At 68.1% G+C, this 17,817-nt stretch carries 19 protein-coding genes and 1 tRNA gene; 8 read left to right on the forward strand and 12 right to left on the reverse strand.

What is annotated here, in order from left to right; translation table 11 throughout:
• The first annotated feature begins 39 nt into the window (after nucleotides 1–39).
• The 3 genes from NL115_RS13455 (at nucleotide 40) to NL115_RS13465 (ending at nucleotide 1,888) form a co-directional block, all read left to right on the forward strand.
• Nucleotides 40–1,257 (forward strand): phosphoglycerate kinase, encoded by a 1,218-nt coding sequence (locus NL115_RS13455; RefSeq protein ID WP_254829873.1) that lies wholly within the window; start codon nucleotides 40–42, stop codon nucleotides 1,255–1,257.
• Entirely contained in the window at nucleotides 1,254–1,781 is a 528-nt protein-coding gene (locus NL115_RS13460; protein WP_254829874.1) for a GNAT family N-acetyltransferase, read from the forward strand. Before NL115_RS13455 ends, NL115_RS13460 begins: the two co-directional genes overlap by 4 nt.
• Before the next feature lie 33 nt (nucleotides 1,782–1,814).
• Nucleotides 1,815–1,888: transfer RNA gene (locus NL115_RS13465), tRNA-Thr, on the forward strand.
• Between the two features lie 195 nt (nucleotides 1,889–2,083).
• Here the strand turns inward: NL115_RS13465 and NL115_RS13470 are convergent.
• Nucleotides 2,084–2,335 (reverse strand): hypothetical protein, encoded by a 252-nt coding sequence (locus NL115_RS13470; protein ID WP_254829875.1) that lies wholly within the window; start codon nucleotides 2,333–2,335, stop codon nucleotides 2,084–2,086.
• Between the two features lie 202 nt (nucleotides 2,336–2,537).
• The gene (locus tag NL115_RS13475) at nucleotides 2,538–2,768 is read right to left on the reverse strand and encodes a UPF0058 family protein (protein WP_254829876.1); all 231 of its coding nucleotides are present in this window, start codon (nucleotides 2,766–2,768) and stop codon (nucleotides 2,538–2,540) included.
• A 135-nt stretch (nucleotides 2,769–2,903) separates the two neighbouring features.
• Here NL115_RS13475 and NL115_RS13480 point away from each other — a divergent pair, with 135 nt between their 5' ends.
• Together NL115_RS13480 and NL115_RS13485 are read left to right on the forward strand one after the other, a co-directional pair.
• Nucleotides 2,904–3,710 (forward strand): DUF63 family protein, encoded by an 807-nt coding sequence (locus NL115_RS13480; RefSeq protein WP_254829877.1) that lies wholly within the window; start codon nucleotides 2,904–2,906, stop codon nucleotides 3,708–3,710.
• A gap of 50 nt (nucleotides 3,711–3,760) precedes the next feature.
• Nucleotides 3,761–3,991 (forward strand): hypothetical protein, encoded by a 231-nt coding sequence (locus NL115_RS13485; protein ID WP_254829878.1) that lies wholly within the window; start codon nucleotides 3,761–3,763, stop codon nucleotides 3,989–3,991.
• 15 nt (nucleotides 3,992–4,006) lie between these two features.
• On the opposite strand, the gene NL115_RS13490 is transcribed toward NL115_RS13485, so the two are convergent.
• The 7 genes from NL115_RS13490 to NL115_RS13520 all read right to left on the reverse strand — a co-directional run bounded on the left by NL115_RS13490 (nucleotide 4,007) and on the right by NL115_RS13520 (nucleotide 11,800).
• Entirely contained in the window at nucleotides 4,007–5,152 is a 1,146-nt protein-coding gene (locus NL115_RS13490; protein ID WP_254829879.1) for an acyl-CoA dehydrogenase family protein, read from the reverse strand.
• A gap of 41 nt (nucleotides 5,153–5,193) precedes the next feature.
• The gene (locus tag NL115_RS13495) at nucleotides 5,194–5,646 is read right to left on the reverse strand and encodes a CBS domain-containing protein (RefSeq protein ID WP_254829880.1); all 453 of its coding nucleotides are present in this window, start codon (nucleotides 5,644–5,646) and stop codon (nucleotides 5,194–5,196) included.
• 238 nt (nucleotides 5,647–5,884) lie between these two features.
• Nucleotides 5,885–6,070: a DUF7576 family protein gene (locus NL115_RS13500; protein ID WP_254829881.1), complete on the reverse strand. Its 186-nt coding sequence runs from the start codon at nucleotides 6,068–6,070 to the stop codon at nucleotides 5,885–5,887.
• Nucleotides 6,071–6,150: 80 nt separating this feature from the next.
• Nucleotides 6,151–7,356 (reverse strand): bifunctional sugar-1-phosphate nucleotidylyltransferase/acetyltransferase, encoded by a 1,206-nt coding sequence (glmU, locus tag NL115_RS13505; RefSeq protein WP_254829882.1) that lies wholly within the window; start codon nucleotides 7,354–7,356, stop codon nucleotides 6,151–6,153.
• 556 nt (nucleotides 7,357–7,912) lie between these two features.
• Nucleotides 7,913–9,067, reverse strand: coding sequence for an acyl-CoA dehydrogenase family protein (locus NL115_RS13510; protein WP_254829883.1), 1,155 nt, complete (start codon nucleotides 9,065–9,067; stop codon nucleotides 7,913–7,915).
• A gap of 154 nt (nucleotides 9,068–9,221) precedes the next feature.
• Nucleotides 9,222–11,483 (reverse strand): CDC48 family AAA ATPase, encoded by a 2,262-nt coding sequence (locus NL115_RS13515; RefSeq protein WP_254829884.1) that lies wholly within the window; start codon nucleotides 11,481–11,483, stop codon nucleotides 9,222–9,224.
• Nucleotides 11,480–11,800, reverse strand: a complete 321-nt coding sequence (locus NL115_RS13520) for a DUF7127 family protein (RefSeq protein WP_434083996.1) — start codon at nucleotides 11,798–11,800, stop codon at nucleotides 11,480–11,482. The genes NL115_RS13515 and NL115_RS13520 overlap by 4 nt, the downstream gene beginning before the upstream one ends.
• Nucleotides 11,801–11,946: 146 nt before the next feature.
• Between NL115_RS13520 and NL115_RS13525 the strand changes: the two genes are divergently transcribed.
• Together NL115_RS13525 and NL115_RS13530 are read left to right on the forward strand one after the other, a co-directional pair.
• Nucleotides 11,947–12,732: an alpha/beta fold hydrolase gene (locus tag NL115_RS13525; RefSeq protein ID WP_254829885.1), complete on the forward strand. Its 786-nt coding sequence runs from the start codon at nucleotides 11,947–11,949 to the stop codon at nucleotides 12,730–12,732.
• Between the two features lie 465 nt (nucleotides 12,733–13,197).
• The gene (locus tag NL115_RS13530) at nucleotides 13,198–13,866 is read left to right on the forward strand and encodes a zinc ribbon domain-containing protein (RefSeq protein WP_254829886.1); all 669 of its coding nucleotides are present in this window, start codon (nucleotides 13,198–13,200) and stop codon (nucleotides 13,864–13,866) included.
• Here the strand turns inward: NL115_RS13530 and panB are convergent.
• Complete coding sequence (gene panB / locus NL115_RS13535) at nucleotides 13,860–14,672, reverse strand: 3-methyl-2-oxobutanoate hydroxymethyltransferase (protein ID WP_254829887.1); 813 nt, start codon at nucleotides 14,670–14,672, stop codon at nucleotides 13,860–13,862. The two genes, NL115_RS13530 and panB, sit on opposite strands and share 7 nt — an antisense overlap.
• Nucleotides 14,673–15,702: 1,030 nt before the next feature.
• Between panB and NL115_RS13540 the strand changes: the two genes are divergently transcribed.
• A complete protein-coding gene (locus NL115_RS13540; RefSeq protein WP_254829888.1) occupies nucleotides 15,703–15,987 on the forward strand; it encodes a DUF5822 domain-containing protein in 285 nt (94 codons plus the stop codon).
• A 14-nt stretch (nucleotides 15,988–16,001) separates the two neighbouring features.
• On the opposite strand, the gene NL115_RS13545 is transcribed toward NL115_RS13540, so the two are convergent.
• Together NL115_RS13545 and NL115_RS13550 are read right to left on the reverse strand one after the other, a co-directional pair.
• Nucleotides 16,002–16,559, reverse strand: a complete 558-nt coding sequence (locus tag NL115_RS13545) for an HAD family hydrolase (RefSeq protein WP_254829889.1) — start codon at nucleotides 16,557–16,559, stop codon at nucleotides 16,002–16,004.
• 53 nt (nucleotides 16,560–16,612) lie between these two features.
• Complete coding sequence (locus tag NL115_RS13550; protein ID WP_254829890.1) at nucleotides 16,613–17,746, reverse strand: acyl-CoA dehydrogenase family protein; 1,134 nt, start codon at nucleotides 17,744–17,746, stop codon at nucleotides 16,613–16,615.
• Nucleotides 17,747–17,817: the final 71 nt, after the last annotated feature.

A 17,817-nucleotide genomic window follows, 5' to 3' on the forward strand; every position in this document is an offset into this window, starting at 1 on the left:
AACGCAATACCTTTGCCCCGTCCCCGGCGACGAGCGAACATGCTACGGACGCTGGCGGACCTCGACGCCACTGGGACCACCCTCGGGGTTCGGGTCGACATCAACAGCCCCCTCGAGGGGGGTGACCTGGCGGACGACTCGCGGGTCCGTGCCCATCTGGATACGCTCTCCGAGCTGCTGGACCGCGACGCCCGGGTCGCGGTGCTGGCCCACCAGGGACGCCCCGGCGGCGACGAGTTCGCCGACCTGTCCTCGCACGCCGCCCGCCTGGACGAACTGCTGGACGCGCCGGTCGACTACTGTGACGCCACGTTCACCGCCGCCGCCCGCGACCGCGTCGACGCCCTGGACGACGGGGAGTGTGTCGTCCTCGAGAACACGCGCTTCTACTCCGAGGAGTACATGGAGTTCGACCCCGAGGTCGCCGCGGACACGTTCCTCGTCCGCAAGCTGGCGCCCGCGCTCGACGCGTACGTCAACGACGCGTTCGCCGCGGCGCACCGCTCACAGCCCTCGCTCGTCGGCTTCCCCGTCCACGTTCCCGGCTACGCCGGCCGCGTCATGGAGCAGGAACTGGACGTACTGGGCAGTATCGAGTCCACCCCGGAGCCACGCATCTACGCGCTCGGTGGGGCGAAGATCGTCGACTCGCTCGACGTGGCCCGCTCGGTCCTCGAACGCGGCCTCGCGGACCACGTACTCGTCTCCGGCATCGTCGGGAACGCCTTCCTGCTGGCCGACGGCGTCCAGCTCGGGGCCGCCAGCGCGCACGTCGTCAACGAGCGCTCGGCCGAGGCCGTCAAGCGCGCCGGCGACCTGCTGGACGACTTCGGCAGCCGCATCCACCTCCCCCGGGACGTGGCCGTCGAGCGCGGTGGCGAGCGGGTCGAACTCGACCTCGACGAGCTACCCTCGGAGAACGCCGCCATGGACATCGGGGCGAAGACGGTCGCCGCCTACGCCGAACTCCTCGAGGACGCCGGGACGGCCATCCTCAACGGCCCCGCGGGCGTCTTCGAGGAGGAGCTGTTCGCGACCGGGACGAAGGAGCTGTTCGGGGCGGCCACGCGCTCGGAGTTCAGTATCGTCGGCGGCGGCGACACGGCCGCGGCGCTACGCCAGCTGGGCGTCGAGGGGTTCGACCACATCTCCACGGGCGGTGGCGCGGCGCTCCGGATGCTGACCGGGGAGTCGCTCCCGGCCGTCGAGGTGCTCCGTGAGGACTGGCAGACGGAGTCGCCCCCGGACGCGGCGTGACCGACCGGGACGCCGCGCCGCCGGATGTCGTCGTCGAGCGTGGCGAGACGGACGATGCCGAGGCGGTCGCGGACTGCTGGGTCGCACTGGCCCGGGACCAGAAGGAGTACGGCTCCCGACTGTACGCGGACCGCAACCGCAGTGCGGCCCGCGAGGCCGCTCTCCGCCACGCCGTCACAGGTGGGCTGTTCGTCGCGCGCCGCGTCGAGCACGAGCGCTCGGCCGACGCCGATGATGGTGAGGGCGACGTTCTCGGCTTCGTCACGGCGAGTCCCACCTCGGGTGAGTTCGTCGAAGCGGACGAACGCGGCGCGGTTCGGAACCTCTACGTCCGTCCGTCCGAGCGCGGGCGCGGTATCGGGACGGCGCTGCTGGCGGCCGCCGAGGCGCATCTGGAATCCCTGGGTGTAGCCGTGGTGTCGCTGGAGGTGCTGGCCGGGAACGAGGCCGCGCGTCGATTCTACCGGCGGCACGGCTACGCCGACCACCGGACGGAACTACGGAAGCCCGTCGGGGACCGATAAGGTTTCCAGTCACCCGAGCGAACCATCACGCGCGCCACGGGAGCTTGGGTGGTCCAAGCACTCGACTTGTAATCGAGAGTTCGTGGGTTCAAATCCCACCCGTGGCTCCTTCCGTTCTCTCCGGCCGGAAGACGCGGTCTACGCCGCGGTGCCGCCCCGGCGACTGCGAGCCTGCCGTCGTGGCCTTCAGAACGACTCACTGGCCTGCAGCCGACCGGGCGGCGTTCAGTTCGAGGTGATACCTGTGGAATCGGTCGCAGAGGGGGGGGAGGGGGCCACGCGCAACTGGACCAGACGGACGGTCAGCGAGCCGTTCGCGCCTCGTCGACGTACTCCCGCCCGGTCGGCGAGATACGGTAGTAGCCGTCCGTTCCGTCGACCCGGTCGACGAGCCCGGCCTCCATCAGGAGCTTCAGCCGGCGCTTCAGCGTCCGCTCGGAGAACGTTATCTCTCTGTCAGATTTCATATTGTAGTACAGTACCTTCGGCGGAAGCGCCAGGCTCACGTCCGCCAGATACTCCAGGATAGCGACATCACGTCGATTCGGCTCCATCAACCCTATATCGGTCGACTCAGTGTATAATTTTGACGGTAATTTCAGATATCTGTACTAATTAACGACGGATTGGGGTAGAAAATGCAAAATGGCATTTTCTGGTGCTATTCGGGCGCCGGAACGGCCGAATCCTGCGAAGGACTACCACGGAGCTCGGGGTCCGGCCGCATCCGGCGGCAGTTAGGTCCGGAATCGGTCGTCAGTCCGCGTCAGCGTGCATCTTCTGACGGTGCTCCATCGCCTCGGTCAACTCCGCGAGGAGGGTCGTGACGGCCTCCTCCTGTGCTCTCTTCGAGCGGTGGATGGCGCTCGAGGAGACGTCGCATGCGTCGTATTCGGGCGTAGGGACCGGCTCCCCTGCCTCGCGCTCGTAGTAGTCACGGACCTCCCGGAGCAGGCCGTGCAGGTAGACGAGTTCCTGTTTCCGCATGGTGTGTCGTAGGGACTGGACTCGTAAGGGTCTGTCTCCGAATCCATTCGCGTCCGGCGATTGCCTGCCGACGGAACGGGTGTCGCCGTGTGGTGAACGCGCAAGCGTTTTGCCGCGGCCCGCTGGGACGACGATATGGCCGGGCCATCCGCACCTGCCCTCGTGACGGCGGTTCTGGTCTCGGTCGCGGGGCTGCTCGCCGTCGGTGTCGTCGCCTGGGTCGGACCCCCGGTCACGCGCCGGGTTGTTCTCGCCGGAACCCCGTGGATGGTGGTCGGGGGGCTCCTCCATCCGCTGGCGACCACCGGTGTCTACGACGGCCCGCTCGCCCCGGCACTGGGGTCGCCGCTGGTCGTGCCCGTGACGGTCGTGCTGGCGACGGTGCTCTGGATTCCGCTCGTCCAGGCCGGCCATGTCCGTGCCCGTATGGACCCGGCCGGGTATCTGGCCGCGAGCGGGGCCGGCGTCGGGCTTCCGGTGCTGGCCGTGATGTTGCTTGCGGGGCGTGCCACCGTCGCCACACTCGTACCGCTCGCGCTGGCTCCGGTGGTGGCCGCTATCGCCGCGGCGGCGGTCGTGCTCATCCTCGGTCTGAGCGCCGCCCCCGCGCTGGCGGCGGCGCGCTCGCTCGCCCTGCTCGCGGTGTACGCTCAGGCGTTCCACGCCGTCGCCGTCGTCGTGGCGGTCGACGCGCTGGGGATGCCCGCCAGCGGCCCGCTCGCTCGTGTAGCCGTCGGACTGGGGGCCCCCCTCGTCGATGGGTTCGGCGTCGCCTGGCCGTTCCTGTTCCTGAAACTGTGTGCCGTCGCGCTGCTGGTCGTCGGACTCGGGCGGCTCGCCGAACACCGCGAGACGGCGGCGTACGTGCTGCTCGGCACCGTCGCCGCGCTGGGTGTCGGGCCCGCGGTCGCAGTGCTGGTCTCGGCGACGCTCCTCGCGTAAGCCGGGCGAGTGGCCGTCGGAGTAAAGACCGCCCGTGCGAGAGGGTCGCTATGGAGACCGCAGACGACCCGGCCGGTGTCGCCGTCGCACTGCTCCTGGGGGCTGGCGTCGGTGTCGCGCTCGCCGTTCCGGCGCTCCCACCGGGTGGCCTCACGGTCAGTGTCGGCGGATTCACGCTGGACACCGTCGGGACGGTGCTGGTGGTGAGTGCGCTGTCGGTACTGCTGTTGCCACTCATGCTGATGACACTCTACCAGCTGTTCTCGCTCGCGGACCGGTAGCGCCGACGGTCGGCGCTACTTCTGCAGTTCGCGGGCGATGATGTTCTTCTGGATTTCGGTGGTGCCCTCGTAGATCTGGGTGATCTTGGCGTCGCGGTAGAACCGCTCGGCGTCGAAGTCGTCGACGTAGCCGGCGCCGCCGTGGATCTGCACGCACTCGTTGGCGACGTCCACCGCTACACGGCTCGCGTACTCTTTGGCCATGGAGGCCAGCGTCGTCAGCTGCTCGTCGAGGTTGTCGACGGACCACGCCGATTTGTAGGTCAACATCCGGGCGGCCTCCAGCCGGGTGTGCATGTCGGCGAGTTTGTGCTGGATGGCCTGGAACTCGCCGATGGGCTGGCCGAACTGCTCGCGCTCGCCCGCGTAGTCGAGCGCACGCTCGGCGGCGCCCTTCGCGATGCCGACACCCTGTGCCGCGACCTGGGTGCGGGTCTCGTCGAAGAACTGCATCTGCTGCAGGAAGCCCGCACCGCGCGTCCCGACGAGGTTCTCCTCGGGGACACGGACATCGTCGAAGATGAGTTCCGCCGTGTCGGACGCGCGAATCCCCATCTTGCCCGTGATCTTGTCGGCCTCGAAGCCATCGCGGTCGGCCTCGACGATGATCTGACTGAAGCCGTTGTAGCGGCCCTCCGCATCCGGGTCCGTCCTGCAGAGGACGACGAAGAAGTCGGCGACGGAACCGTTCGTGATCCACATCTTGTTGCCGTTGACGACCCACTCGTCGCCGTCCTTCTTCGCGCGCGTGCTCACGCTGGAGACGTCCGATCCCGTATCGGGTTCGGAGATGGCCGAGCCCATGATAGCGTCACCGGCAGCGAGCGGCGGGAGGTACTCCTCCTTCTGCTCCTCGGTCCCGAAGCCGATGATGGCCTCGCTTCCGAACGCGGTGCCGAGGACGGAGCCGCCGACGCCGGGGTCGGCCGCGTACAGTTCCTCGATGATGATGGCCACGTCGAGTGCGTCGTAGCCCGCCCCACCGTACTCCATGGGGATCTGCGCGCCGGTGAGCCCCATCTCGGCGCCCTTCTCGACGACCTCGTGCGGGAACGTCTCCGCCCGGTCGTACTCCTGTGCGACCGGCCTGATCTCGTTCTCGCCGAAGCGCCGGACCTCCTCGCGGATCTGCTGTTGCTCGTCGGACAGCTCGAAGTCCATACCCCACGCTAGAGCGGTGGGTGAAAAACGGTTGCCCCGAGTTACTCGTACTCCCCTTTGCCGATGTCGGGCTCGGGCTGGGGCGTCATGTTGATGCGGAGCTGGGGCAGGTAGAGCGCGAGGTCCGTCGTGGTGATGATGCCGACGGCCTTGCCGTCCTCGGCGACGGGGAGCTTCTTGACGCCGTTGTGACCCATCCGCTCGCCGGCGACGCGGGCCGACTCGTTCGGTCGGATGGTGACGACGGGGTCGGACATCAGCTCCTCTACGGTCGTCGTTTCGGGGTCCATCGCGTTCCCGACGCTCTCGACGACATCCATCTCGGTGATGATGCCATCGATGATGTCCTCGCCGATGATCAGCGAGCCGATTCCCTCGCTGGAGAGGATCTGTGCGGCCTCGGCGATGGTGGTGTCGGCCGGCACGGTGCGAACCGGCGATGTCATGATCTCGCTCACCGGTGTGTCGATCTCCGAGTCTTGCTCCTCCGTCATGGGTGGAGGCTGGGGACCCCGAATGATAAGCCTACCCGACGACAGTGCGCGGTGAACCGACAGGCGACCGGTTCTCGTACGGTGGCTCCGAGACGGGACGGTGTCCGCACTGCGAGCGGGCGCAGGACTTACACCTGCGCGTGTCGTACTGTTCTCCGGCGTGCGGTGGGGCTCCGACCGTCACCTTGGGTAGGGAGACTTTACGACGTCCCCTGCACGCCACCCCGCTCCGTTTTCCTTACCTGCCGTCCCAGTCCATCCGGCAGGTATCGTCACAGAAGTGTGCGCTCCGGACTTCGCCGTCCTCGACCCAGGTAATGACACGGTGTTGCGGGTCGTTCAGGATCGGCTCGCCGCAGGTTCGACACTGCGGGGCGTCCTCCTCGGTGACATCCTCACCCAGGTCCGAGGTCGGGTCTACCATTACCCGAGGCCAGACACCGACCCTACTTATGCCCATACTTTCGGCTGCGTTCTTGCGGCAACACTCTCGGCGGGCGATAGCTACGCCTCCTCGTCCGACGACAGATCGGGGCCGCGATACGCCTCGCCGGGCCGGGTCCACCCGTCGGTCGGGAGGACGCTCCCGGGGTAGAGGCTGGTGTTGATTCCGGTCTTCGCACCCGGACCGACGACGACACCGAACTTCCGGCGGCCGGTCGAGGTCGGCTCGCCCTTCACGACGGTCGACACGTCCCCGTCGTCGTGACGGAGGTTGGCGACCTGCGTCCCCGCGCCGAGATTCGCATCCGGACCGAGGATGCTGTCCCCGACGTAGGAGACGTGCGGAACGTTCGAGCCGGCCATCACGAGGGTGTTCTTGACCTCGACGCCGTGGCCGACGTGCGTATCGGGCCCGAGCAGTGTCGCGCCCCGGACGTACGCGTTGGGGCCGACCTCGGCGCCCTCGCGGACGAGCGCGGGCCCCTCGATGACGACGCCCGGTTCGACCGTTGCACCCTCCTCCACGACCACGTCGCCCCGGAGTTCGGCGTCACCGCGTACGTCGCCGTCGATGCGCCGCTCCAGCTCGCCGAGCTTCCACTCGTTCGCTTCGAGTAGCTCCCACGGCCGGCCGACGCCGAGCCACCGTTCGACGTCGACGGCGGCCACGTCGAACGCGTCGACCACACGGCCCAATACGTCGGTGATCTCGTGCTCTCCGCGGTCGGACAGCTCCGTCTCGGTCAGCCAGTCGGCGGCCTCCGCGGGGAAGTGGTATGCGCCGACGTTGACCCGGTTACTGGGCGGCTCGCTGGGCTTCTCTATCACGTCGGTCACGTGGCCCTCCTCGATGGAGAAGACGCCGTACGGGCGCGGGTCGTCCACCTCGTACGCACCGACCGCGGGACACACGTCGAACAGGGCGTCCAGTGCGGCCGCGTCGTAGAGGTCGTCGCCGTTCAGGACGACGAAGTCACTGTCCAGATACGGGCGGGCCTGCGCAGCGGCGTGGGCAGTCCCCAGTCGCTCCGCCTGCTCGGCGTACCGGACCGGGACGCCCCGGTACTCGTCGCCGAAGTGCTCGCGGACATCCTCGCCGCGGTAGCCCACGACGAACACCAGCTCGTCGGCGCCGGCGCGCACGGCGGCGTCGGCCGTGTGCGCGCACAGTGGTCGGTCGCCGACCGGGAGCATCGGCTTCGCGACGGCGTCGGTCAGCGGGCGCATCCGGGTTCCCTGCCCCGCGGCCAGGATGACGACTTCCATACCGACCACTGCCGCGCCGGTCCGCAAAGGTCCACCGACCCCGGCGACCGTGGCCCCGACGGCCGTGGGATCGGTTGCAGTGGCTGGCGAACAGGCGGCACCGCTCTCCGCGCGCCGGACCGTGGTGCCGCGCTGGCGGAACCGACCAGTCAGTGGCGTGCTGACTGCTCGGGTCGGCGGTCCGGCGATGGCTCGTCAGGTCACGGGGGCGCTGGTCGCGGGCTGGTATTTGAAAGTACGGAATGGCCGAATAAGGCCAGAAAATTTCAGATATTCTGAAAAATCGAACGTAAATGCTGGAGAGTGGATTTTGGATATTTATCGCGGTGGTGCGGCCAGCAATCTGGGAAATTCGTCCGCGCGAGCGAAGCGAGCGCGGTTCACCGGCGACGAACGAAGTGAGTCGCCGGCATTTTTTCTGAACGTTTTTTGGCGTCATCAGAACGCTTCGCGTTCTGATTGCCCGTGGAATCGCGGAGCGATTCCACGACGCCGAGCGGTGGCCGCAGGCGGCGCGAAGTGCAGCCGAGGCCACCCGAGGCGTCAAAAAAGCTCTTTAGAACCCTTTACCTTGGAGTTCGCGGGCGATGATGTTCTTCTGGATTTCGGTGGTGCCCTCGTAGATCTGGGTGATCTTGGCGTCGCGGTAGAAGCGCTCGACGTCGAAGTCGTTGACGTAGCCGGAGCCGCCGTGGATCTGCACGGCCTCGTTGGCGACGTCCACCGCCACACGGCTCGCGTACTCTTTGGCCATGGAGGCCAGCGTCGTCAGTTGCCCGTCCGCGTTGTCGACGGACCAGGCGGACTTGTAGGTCAGCTGGCGGGCCGCCTCGATGTCCGTGTGCATCTCTGCGAGCTTGTGCTGGATGGCCTGGAACTCGCCGATGGGCTGGCCGAACTGCTCACGCTGCTGGCTGTACTCCAGCGCGCGCTCGGCGGCGCCCTTCGCGATACCGACTGCCTGTGCGGCGACGCCGGTCCGGGTCTCGTCGAAGAACTGCATCTGCTGCAGGAAGCCCATGCCCTCCGTGCCCAGCAGGTTCTCCTCGGGGACACGGACATCGTCGAAGATGAGTTCCGCCGTGTCGGACGCGCGGATGCCGAGCTTGCCGTGAATCTTGTCGGCCTCGAAGCCATCGCGGTCGGCCTCGACGATAATCTGGCTGAAGCCGTTGTAGCGGCCCTCGGCGTCCGGGTCCGTCTTGCACAGGACGACGAAGTAGTCGCCGACGGTCCCGTTCGAGATCCACATCTTGTTGCCGTTGATGACCCACTCGTCACCGTCCTTCTCGGCGGTCGTCGAGACCGAGGAGACGTCGGAGCCGGTGTCCGGCTCGGAGATGGCCGCGCCCATGACGGACTCGCCCTCGGCGATGGGAGGGAGGTACTCCTCCTTCTGCTCCTCGGTCCCGAACTCGACGATGGCCTCGCTCCCGAACGCCGACGCCGTGACGCAGAATCCGATGCCCGGGTCCGCGGCGAACATCTCCTCGACGACGATGGACGTGTCCAGCGTGTCGAGGCCGGCACCGCCGTACTCGATGGGCAGGCTCCCGCCGAGCAGGCCGTTCTCCGCGGCCTTCTCCATCACGTCGTGGGGGTACTTCTCCTCGACGTCGTACTCGGTCGCGACCGGCTTGATCTCGTTCTCGGCGAACCGACGAACCTCCTTCTTGAGTTGCTCCTGCTCGTCGGACAGTTCGAAGTCCATACCCCTGTTGTACAATCCCACGCGTATAAGCCCAACTATTCTAACGGCGTTTATCGGTGGGCTAGGTGGTATTAACGGTGTAAATCCCGAAACCGGCCAACGCCGGGTTCTTCATTATCGTTACCGCGAAATCAGGGCGCACGGAGGCTGGCTCTTACTGGAAGGTCCGCGAGACCTCGACCTCGTCCTCCGCGGCCTGTCCGCGCGAGAACCGCTCCTCGATCTGGTCGTAGCGCTCGCGGGTCTCCTCGTCGACGCTGGCGCCGACCTCGTCGAGCGCCTGCTCGAAGTGGTCCATCGTTACACGGACGTTCCCGACGCTGGTTGCGGTCTCCTCGGGAGAGACGGAGTTGATGAACTCACGCGTCGCGGCCATCGACGCCTCGCGGCAGACCGCCTCGATGTCCGCACCGACGTAGCCGTCCGTCCGTCGGGCCAGCGCGTCGAGGTCCACGTCGTCCGCGAGCGGCTTGCGCTCGGTGTGGACCGCGAAGATGGCACGGCGAGCCTCCTCGTCGGGCACCGGGACGTGGACGTGGCGGTCCAGCCGGCCCGGCCGGAGGAGTGCACTGTCGATGAGGTCCGGCCGGTTGGTCGTCGCGACGACGACCACGTCCTCCAGTTCCTCCAGCCCGTCCAGCTCGGTCAGGAGCTGGCTCACGACGCGTTCGCCGACCCCCGAATCGCCCATCCGCTGGCCACGTTCGCCCGCGATGGAGTCGATCTCGTCGAAGAAGATGACCGTCGGGGCGTTCGAGCGGGCCTTCTCGAACACCTCGCGGACACCCTTCTCGGACTCGCCGACGTACTTGTTGAGCAGTTCGGGCCCCTTGATGGAGATGAAGTTGCTCTGGGCCTCGTTGGCCACCGCTTTGGCCATCAGGGTCTTGCCGGTGCCGGGCGGGCCGTACAGCAGCACACCCTTCGCGGCCTCGAGGTCCATCTGCTCGAACACGTCGGCGTAGTCCAGTGGCCACTGGATGGTCTCGCGGAGGCGCTCTTTGGTGTCCTCCAGCCCGCCGACCTGGTCCCACGACACGTCGGGGACCTCGACGAACACCTCGCGCATCGCCGAGGGCTGGATGCCCTTCAGGGCCTCCTTGAAGTCACGCTCGGTGACCTCCAGCGAGTCGAGCACGTCCGCGTCGATCTCGTCCTGCTCCAGGTCGAGCTGCGGGCGCACCCGCCGGAGCGCGTTCATCGCGCTCTCCTTCGCCAGCGACGCCAGGTCCGCGCCCACGAACCCGTGCGTGCTCTCGGCGTACTTGTCCAGGTCGATGCCCTCCACCAGCGGCATCCCGCGGGTGTGGACCTGCAGGACCTCCTTGCGGCCCGCCTTGTCCGGGACGCCGATCTCGATCTCGCGGTCGAACCGGCCGCCACGCCGCAGCGCCGGGTCCAGCGAGTCCAGCCGGTTGGTCGCGCCGATGACGGTGACCTGTCCGCGCTCCTCCAGCCCGTCCATCAGGCTGAGGAGCTGGGCGACGACGCGGCGCTCCACGTCACCGGAGGTCTCGCCGCGCTTGGGCGCGATGGAGTCGATCTCGTCGATGAAGACGATAGCCGGCGAGTTCTCCGTGGCCTCCTCGAAGATCTCGCGGAGCTGCTCCTCGGACTCCCCGTAGTACTTCGACATAATCTCGGGGCCCGAGATATCGGTGAAGTACGCGTCGATCTCGTTGGCCACCGCTTTGGCCATCAGGGTCTTCCCGGTGCCCGGCGGACCGTGCAGGAGCACGCCCTTGGGCGGCTCGATGCCGAGCTGCTGGAACAGCTCCGGGTGGCGCATCGGCAGCTCCACCATCTCGCGGACCTGCTCGAGCTCGTCGTCGAGCCCGCCGATGTCCTCGTAGGTGACGTTCGGCGTGTCGGTGTCGCCGGTGGTCTGTCCGGAGATCTGCTCGGCGGGCTTCTCGCTCACCTCGATCTCGGTCGAGTCCGTGACGACGACGGTCCCCTCCGGGTCCGTGTCGGCCACCTTCAGCGGGATCTTCTGCCCGCTCATCGAGGAGAGCGGGCCCAGCCCGAGCGAGAAGGGCACCTGCTGGCCCTTCGTGACGGCCTGCCCGCTCAGCTTGTCGCGGATGTGCGGGCCGACGTTACCGCGGATGCGGAGGTTCTGGGGCAGTGCGACCGTGATGCTGGTCGCCGGCTTCACCTCTGCCGGCTCCACCTCGACCCGGTCGTCGATGCCGACGTCGGCTTCCTGCCGGAGGCGGCCGTCGACCCGGATGATGCCGTTCCCCTCGTCCTCGGGGTAGCCGGGCCAGACACGCGCCACGGCGCGGCCCTCGCTGCCCTCGATGAGGATGTAGTCGCCGTTTTCCAGTTCCATCTCCCGCATCGCCGCGCGGTCGACGGCCGCGAGGCCGCGTCCCGCGTCCTTCTGTTTGAGTGGTTTGACCGTGAGCTTCATCGTTCGTCCTCCGTGCCCTCGTCCGTCTCGCTTTCACCGTCCCCTACATCGATATCGGTCGAATCACCGTCTGGGGCGACCGAACCGTCCATCTCGACGGTGACGACGCCGTTGTTGATAGTCGCTTTGGCGGGCCGTCCCTCGGGGAGGTCCATCTCGAACTGCTCGTCGTCGACGACGACCATCAGGGTCCCGTCGACCACGTCCACGGCGCCGGCCACTCCGGCGCCGAGGTCGAACGCCAGCACGTCGCCGTCGGCGTACTCGTACTGCCGTGCGACGACGTCGCGCTCTGCGAACCGCTGGGTCTCTGCCATACTAACTCTGAGTTAGTCATTCTAATATATAAATCCTTCCCTGATGGTGGCCGGAACGGGTGCCGATTCCGGACGAAGAGGTGAATTGCGGTTCACACGAGCGCTCGCCGCGCTGGCTTCATACCGGCGCCGGCCGCAGGGGTGGTATGGACCACGTCACACATGACGGTCGCACGACGGCCTACCGGGACGCGCCTGCCGACACCGACGACCCGGCACCGACGGTGCTGTACGCCCACGGGAGCGGCGGGACCCACTCGCTCTGGGCCAACCAGTACGGTCGGCCCGACCACGACGCGGTCGCGCTGGACCTGAGCGGCCACGGCGAGAGCGAGGACGTCGACCTCGGTCCCGAGGCGGGCCTCGACGCGATGACCGCGTACGCCGAGGATACGGCGACCGTGGCCCGCGAGACCGACGCGACGGTCCTCTGTGGCAACTCTCTCGGTGGTGCGGTCGCCCTGACGGTCGCCCTGGAGAGCGACCTCGACCTCGATGGGCTCGTCCTCGTCGGAACGGGTGCGAAGCTGGGTGTCGCCGACGAACTGCTCGACGCGCTCGCGACCGACTACGATGCAGCCGTCGAGACGCTCCTGGGCGAGGACATGCTGTATCACGAGACGGACGGCGAGCGGGTGGCCGACGCCCGGGAGATGTTCCACGAGGTCGGCCAGCGCGCCACCGAGCGTGATTTCCGGGCCTGCGACGCGTTCGACGTGCGCGACCGCCTGGGCGAGATCGACGTGCCGGCGCTCGTCTGCAACGGTGAGCACGACAGCCTCACCCCGCCGGCTTTCCACGAGTACCTCGCCGAGCACCTCCCCGATGCCCGCCACGTGGAACTCGCCGACGCCGCGCACATGCCGTACCTCGAGCGTCCGGTCGCCTTCGACGCCGCTGTCGACGAGTTCCTCGACGAGCTGGCGGCCTGACTGCCTGACCGCCGCATCGGGCGCAGATGACTACTTCCGGTCGGCCACCGGCTCACGGGGCATGCACGGCGCAGGAGGGTCCTCGTCCGCAACCCGAACAGCGGCGACGGGCGAGCGACGAAGCGGGCGAAGTGCCTCGCCACGGCGCGCGGCTACGATGCCCGCGACAGCGAGGGCGGGGACCCCACCGTCGAACATGGCCGAGTGCGCCGCCCGCGCCGGCGCGCCCTCCCCATCGTCGTGGGAGCGACGCACTACTCCCCGTTCGGGTCGGGTGCGCGTCGACCCGGCTCGACGTGGACCAACTCCCGCCCGGGTCGGTCGTGGCGGACATCCACGACGGGCGCGTCGAGCAATCAGCGCACCATAGACTGATTACGGACTGTGATGTGAGTTCTCGTAACAGGGGGCGAGAACGGATGTCACTCGACCGACTCGTGAACGGGGTGGCGGGCCGTGGATAACATGGAGACCGACCCGCGGTGTCCGGAGTGTGGCGAACCCATCGGTGTGACCGCCACCTACTGCATGCACTGCTCGGCCGACCTGACCGAGGAGCAGGCGGCGGCGGACGCCGACGACGACGGGACCTGGGACTCGAACGAGGCCCCGTCGCTGGGGGATGTCGTCGAGGAGACTGTCGGTGGTGGCGGCGCGGGGTCGTCGACCGGGGACTCGTCCGACGGCCAGCTCCTCGACCCGGACGGGCTCGTGGACAACGCGCTCACAATCCTCGTCGGTATCGTTGGCGGGGCCATCGCTGGCCTCGTCGGGACCGTCGTCCTCGGCGTCGTGACCAACAGCGGCTACGGCGTCCTGTTCGGCATCGTCGCGTGGCTCGTGACGACTGCCTATCTCGTCCGCCAGCGGACGGTCCAGGGAGCCGTGTCGAAGAGCGGCTACGCTATCGCGCTCGTCCTGTTGCTGGTGCCGCTCGTCGCACTCAGCCCGTTCGTGAACATCGACGGTGGGCTCTCGGAGCGCGGCGGGCTGTTCGTCGTCCTGCTGGTGTCCGTCGGAATTCCCGCGGCCATCGCGGCCGCGGTCGGCTGGGTCGCCGGGCGGTTCGTCCCCGACGACCCCGCGGCAGGTGACGCCCCGACCGACGGCGAGCACGAAACGCCGACTCAGTAGAGGTCGTCCGTGTCCAGGTCCTCGGCGACGTGGCTGTGCTCTTCGGCCGGGAACTCGCCTCCCTCGACCTCGTCGACGTAGCCCTCGATGGCGCGCTCCATCTCCCCACGCACGTCGCCGAACTTCTTCGAGAACGGCGCGACGCCCTCGGTGAGGCCGATGACCTCGTCGACGGTGAGCACCTGCCCGTCGCAGTTCGGGCCCGCGCCGATGCCGATGGTCGGGATGTCGAGCGCCTCCGTCACCGCGGCCGCGGCGTTCGCGGGGACGTGTTCGAGGACGAGCGAGAACGCGCCGGCCTTCTCGTGGGCCGTCGCGAGTTCGAGCATCTCCGAAGCGGCCTCGTCGTCGGTCGCCTGCCGGAACAGCCCGGTCTCGTTCTCGCGCTGCGGGGTGAGCCCGAGGTGGGCCTGCACCGGGATGCCGAGGTCGGTCAGGCGGTCGGTCAGGTCGACGGTGTGTTTGCCGCACTCGAGTTTCACGCCGTCGGCGCCGGCCTCCTTGACCATCCGGCCGCAGTTCTCGATGGAGTCGGCCTCGTCCACGCCGAACGAGAGGAACGGCATGTCCGCGATGACGAACGCGTCGTCGGTCGCGCGTGCGACCGCGGCCGTGAGACTGGCCATCTCGTCGGCCGTGACGGGGAGGGTCGAGTCGTGGCCCAGCCGGAGGTTGCCAACCGAGTCGCCCACGAGAATCATGTCGACGCCTGCTCGGTCGACGAGTTCGGCCGTGGGCGCGTCGTAGGCCGTCAGCATCGTGATGGGCTCCTCGCCGGCCTTCGCGCGGATGTCCTTCGCTCGCATGTGTGGTCTGGATTCTGCCCCGGCCGCGAAAAGCGTGGCCCCTCTCGCTCGAAGTCGTCTCTTGTACGGTCGTCTCTGGCGTTCTTTGCCGGTTGGTCGGTGTGTGCGACGGGTCCGCCTCCTCTCTCGAGTGCCTGATGTGTGCGACGGGTCCGCCGTTCCATACAACCTGTAGGAAGCCCCGGCGGGCTCGACTTCCGTCAGAGCAAGCTCTGACGACTTCTCGCTCGCTTCGCTCGCGAGAACGTCCGGACCTCGCTGTCGTTCGAACGGCGGCGAAGCCGCCGTTCGTGATGACGAGAGACGCCTCTGGCGTCTCTCGAACCACGCTCCTCGGTCGCTCACTTCGTTCGCTCCCTGCGGTGCTTGCGTCGTCCGGGACGGGTCGAGCCCGCCGCCCCTTCCATTCCCCCCCGAACGTGGTGTGTGACACGGGCGGGGCGCTCCTGCCCTTCCCCGGGTCACGCGGGCTCACCCGCAAGGGGTTCGCCACGCACTCCCGGCCCGAGAGAGGTTGCTCGGCCGGCCGGTTCCGTGAACAGGAAGCGCGCGAGCGCCACCCGCGCCGAACCGCGAACGGGGTGAGCGTGTTCGGCAGCCATCGGCGCTCGCGCGGGGAGGAGTGGGGAGACTAGCACTCCGCTGGAACCGCCACCGCATACGCTCGGTGCAACAGGCAACAGGGCGGGACTGAAAGGGGCCACTCGCTCGACCCAGCCCCGGCGACGTAAGCACCGCAACGCGTGCCCGGAACGGCGGCCGACCGAAGGGAGGCCGCCGCACGCCCGGACCGTGAAGAGCGCAACGAGCCGCGGCTGGTCGAGCGAGTGGGGGCTTTCAACAGAGTTCCATCGTCGTCATCGGGATTCAATTCTACTAATGGGTGCCATAAAGCCATAATATTTCGATATAAATGTGGTAAAGTTGGAATACCTTGGAAATTCTAGTGGTTGTGGACGGCTCTATCGAACCTACGCTCCCATCTAGCGACCGTAACCGCTTACCGCGAACCACTACAACCCGGTATCACATGCCCGAGCGCGTCGACAGCACCGACCCCGACGGCGTGGACTTCGGCTGGGTGATGCAGACCACGTTCGTCCTCACCATCGTCGTCGGCGCCCCCGTGGTCGCCATCGCCTCGGCCGCCGTCACGCTCCCCACCTGGACCGCGATGGCCTCGTTCGCCGTCCGGGTCGGCGCGCTCGTCTGGTTCGTCACCGCCGTCGCGGTCTACCTCTACGCCCGCCGGCAGGAGCGTCAGGAGTCGGATGTCGACATCGAAACTGGACCCGACCCCGCGGAGAACGATTAGCGGAGCGGCGAGGCTCAGAGCCACTCTTCGACGTACCTGAACGCGGTGCCGGCGCGCTCGGCGGTGACCTCGTCGCGCCGGCCGTCGCCGACGAACACCGCGCGGTCGGGCTCGACCTCGAGCCCGCGCAGCGTCGCCAGCAGCGGCTCGGGGTCGGGCTTCTCCGTCGCCACGCTGTCCCGGCCGACTACCGCACGGACGCGATGGTCGAGGTCGTGACGCTCCAGGGCGAGGTGGCACGCGTCCTCGCAGTTGAGCGAGCAGACGCCGACGGGAAGCGGCTCGGGGTGCGAGAGGAGGATGTCGGCACACCCGAGCCGCTCCGAAGTGCGTGCACCCTCGCGCTCGTGCTCGGCGATGGTCGCCTCCACCGCCTCGGCGAGCGTGGGCTCCTGCCGCGACCGTTCCAGCATCGACCAGAGGTCCAGTCCGTCCGGGTCCGCACCGTGGTCCGAGAGCGTCCGGCCCACGTCCTGCCGGACGTGCTCCCAGTCGACCGCCAGCTCCGCGAGCGTCCCGTCGAGGTCGTAGACGACCGCGTCGTAGCCGTCGAGGGGGTCGGTACCTGCCATTGTCCCCAGGTTGTGTCCCGTCGACCAAACGGCTTGTGCCCCGCCCCCGGCGACTACCGCTCGCCCAGCCACTCCCGGGCGATGACGGTCCGCTGTATCTCGCTGGTCCCCTCGTAGATGGTGGTTATCTTCGCGTCGCGATACAGGCGTTCGACGGGGAAGTCCGTGGTGTAGCCGTAGCCACCGTGGATCTGGACGGCCTCGTTGGTCACGTCCATGGCCGTCTCGCTCGCCTTGAGTTTCGCCATCGACGCGGCCTCGGCGGGCGGCGAGCCCTCGTCCAGCCCGCGCGCGGCATCGTAGGTGAGCAGCCGCGCACCCTGCGTGTCCGCCCGCATATCCGCGAGCTTGTGCCGGATTGTCTGGAAGTCGGCGATGGGCTGGTCGAACTGCTCGCGGTCGGTGGCGTACTCGGTCGCGAGGTCGAGCGCGGACTGGGCGAGGCCGACGGACTGGGCGGCGATGCCGACGCGCCCACCCGTCAGAATCTCCAGGGCGGCCGAGAGCCCACGCCCCTCCTCGGTGAGGCGGTTCTCGGCGGGGATGCGGGCGCCGTCGAAGGTGAGCGAGGTGGTGTCGCTCGCTCGCAGGCCGAGCTTCTCCTCCTTCTTCCCGACACTCAACCCGTCGACCTCCTTCGGGACGAGGAACTGCGTCACGGAACCGGGGTCGTCGGGGTCGGTCTTCGCGAACAGGATGACCACACCGGAGCGCTCGCCGTTGGTGATCCACTGCTTGTCGCCGTCGATGACGTACTCGTCACCCTCGCGGCGGGCGACCGTCGACATCTCGGCCGGGTTCGACCCGGCATGGGGCTCTGAGAGGGCGAACGCGCCGACGGGGTAGCCGTCGCGCATCTCCGGCAGCCAGCGCTCCTGCTGTTCCTCACTGCCGAACGTGGCGATGCAGGAGGTCGCGAGCGAGTGGACGGACAGTGCCGTCGCCACCGCCAGCGTCCCGTAGGCGACCTCCTCGTTGACGAGCGCGTAGGTCAGTCCGTCGGCGTCGTAGCCCCCGTACTCCTCGGGAACGGTGAGACTGGTCAGGTCCATCTCGGCGAGCCCCTCCCAGACCTCCTCGGGGAACGACTCGTTCTCGTCTGCCTCGCGGGCGACCGGGCGAATCTCCTCCAGGGCGAACTCGCGGACGGCCTCCCGGACGGCTCGCTGTTCCGGCGTCAGGTCCATGCTCCCGATTCGGTGGCGTTCCGGGAAAAGTCCCCCGACGGGCCCGGGTCACGGAAGCCCATCCACCCGGC

Source organism: Haloglomus salinum, from assembly GCF_024298825.1.
Lineage (GTDB): Archaea > Halobacteriota > Halobacteria > Halobacteriales > Haloarculaceae > Haloglomus > Haloglomus salinum.

What these genes read in the sequence shown, in the direction of transcription:
- NL115_RS13455 (WP_254829873.1), top strand. Translation starts at nt 40, where the DNA reads ATGCTACGGACGCTGGCGGACCTCGACGCCACTGGGACCACCCTCGGG.
- NL115_RS13470 (WP_254829875.1), bottom strand. Translation starts at nt 2,335, where the DNA reads ATGGAGCCGAATCGACGTGATGTCGCTATCCTGGAGTATCTGGCGGAC.
- NL115_RS13475 (WP_254829876.1), bottom strand. Translation starts at nt 2,768, where the DNA reads ATGCGGAAACAGGAACTCGTCTACCTGCACGGCCTGCTCCGGGAGGTC.
- NL115_RS13480 (WP_254829877.1), top strand. Translation starts at nt 2,904, where the DNA reads ATGGCCGGGCCATCCGCACCTGCCCTCGTGACGGCGGTTCTGGTCTCG.
- NL115_RS13485 (WP_254829878.1), top strand. Translation starts at nt 3,761, where the DNA reads ATGGAGACCGCAGACGACCCGGCCGGTGTCGCCGTCGCACTGCTCCTG.
- NL115_RS13490 (WP_254829879.1), bottom strand. Translation starts at nt 5,152, where the DNA reads ATGGACTTCGAGCTGTCCGACGAGCAACAGCAGATCCGCGAGGAGGTC.
- NL115_RS13495 (WP_254829880.1), bottom strand. Translation starts at nt 5,646, where the DNA reads ATGACGGAGGAGCAAGACTCGGAGATCGACACACCGGTGAGCGAGATC.
- NL115_RS13500 (WP_254829881.1), bottom strand. Translation starts at nt 6,070, where the DNA reads ATGGTAGACCCGACCTCGGACCTGGGTGAGGATGTCACCGAGGAGGAC.
- glmU (WP_254829882.1), bottom strand. Translation starts at nt 7,356, where the DNA reads ATGGAAGTCGTCATCCTGGCCGCGGGGCAGGGAACCCGGATGCGCCCG.
- NL115_RS13510 (WP_254829883.1), bottom strand. Translation starts at nt 9,067, where the DNA reads ATGGACTTCGAACTGTCCGACGAGCAGGAGCAACTCAAGAAGGAGGTT.
- NL115_RS13515 (WP_254829884.1), bottom strand. Translation starts at nt 11,483, where the DNA reads ATGAAGCTCACGGTCAAACCACTCAAACAGAAGGACGCGGGACGCGGC.
- NL115_RS13520 (WP_434083996.1), bottom strand. Translation starts at nt 11,800, where the DNA reads ATGGCAGAGACCCAGCGGTTCGCAGAGCGCGACGTCGTCGCACGGCAG.
- NL115_RS13525 (WP_254829885.1), top strand. Translation starts at nt 11,947, where the DNA reads ATGGACCACGTCACACATGACGGTCGCACGACGGCCTACCGGGACGCG.
- NL115_RS13530 (WP_254829886.1), top strand. Translation starts at nt 13,198, where the DNA reads ATGGAGACCGACCCGCGGTGTCCGGAGTGTGGCGAACCCATCGGTGTG.
- panB (WP_254829887.1), bottom strand. Translation starts at nt 14,672, where the DNA reads ATGCGAGCGAAGGACATCCGCGCGAAGGCCGGCGAGGAGCCCATCACG.
- NL115_RS13540 (WP_254829888.1), top strand. Translation starts at nt 15,703, where the DNA reads ATGCCCGAGCGCGTCGACAGCACCGACCCCGACGGCGTGGACTTCGGC.
- NL115_RS13545 (WP_254829889.1), bottom strand. Translation starts at nt 16,559, where the DNA reads ATGGCAGGTACCGACCCCCTCGACGGCTACGACGCGGTCGTCTACGAC.
- NL115_RS13550 (WP_254829890.1), bottom strand. Translation starts at nt 17,746, where the DNA reads ATGGACCTGACGCCGGAACAGCGAGCCGTCCGGGAGGCCGTCCGCGAG.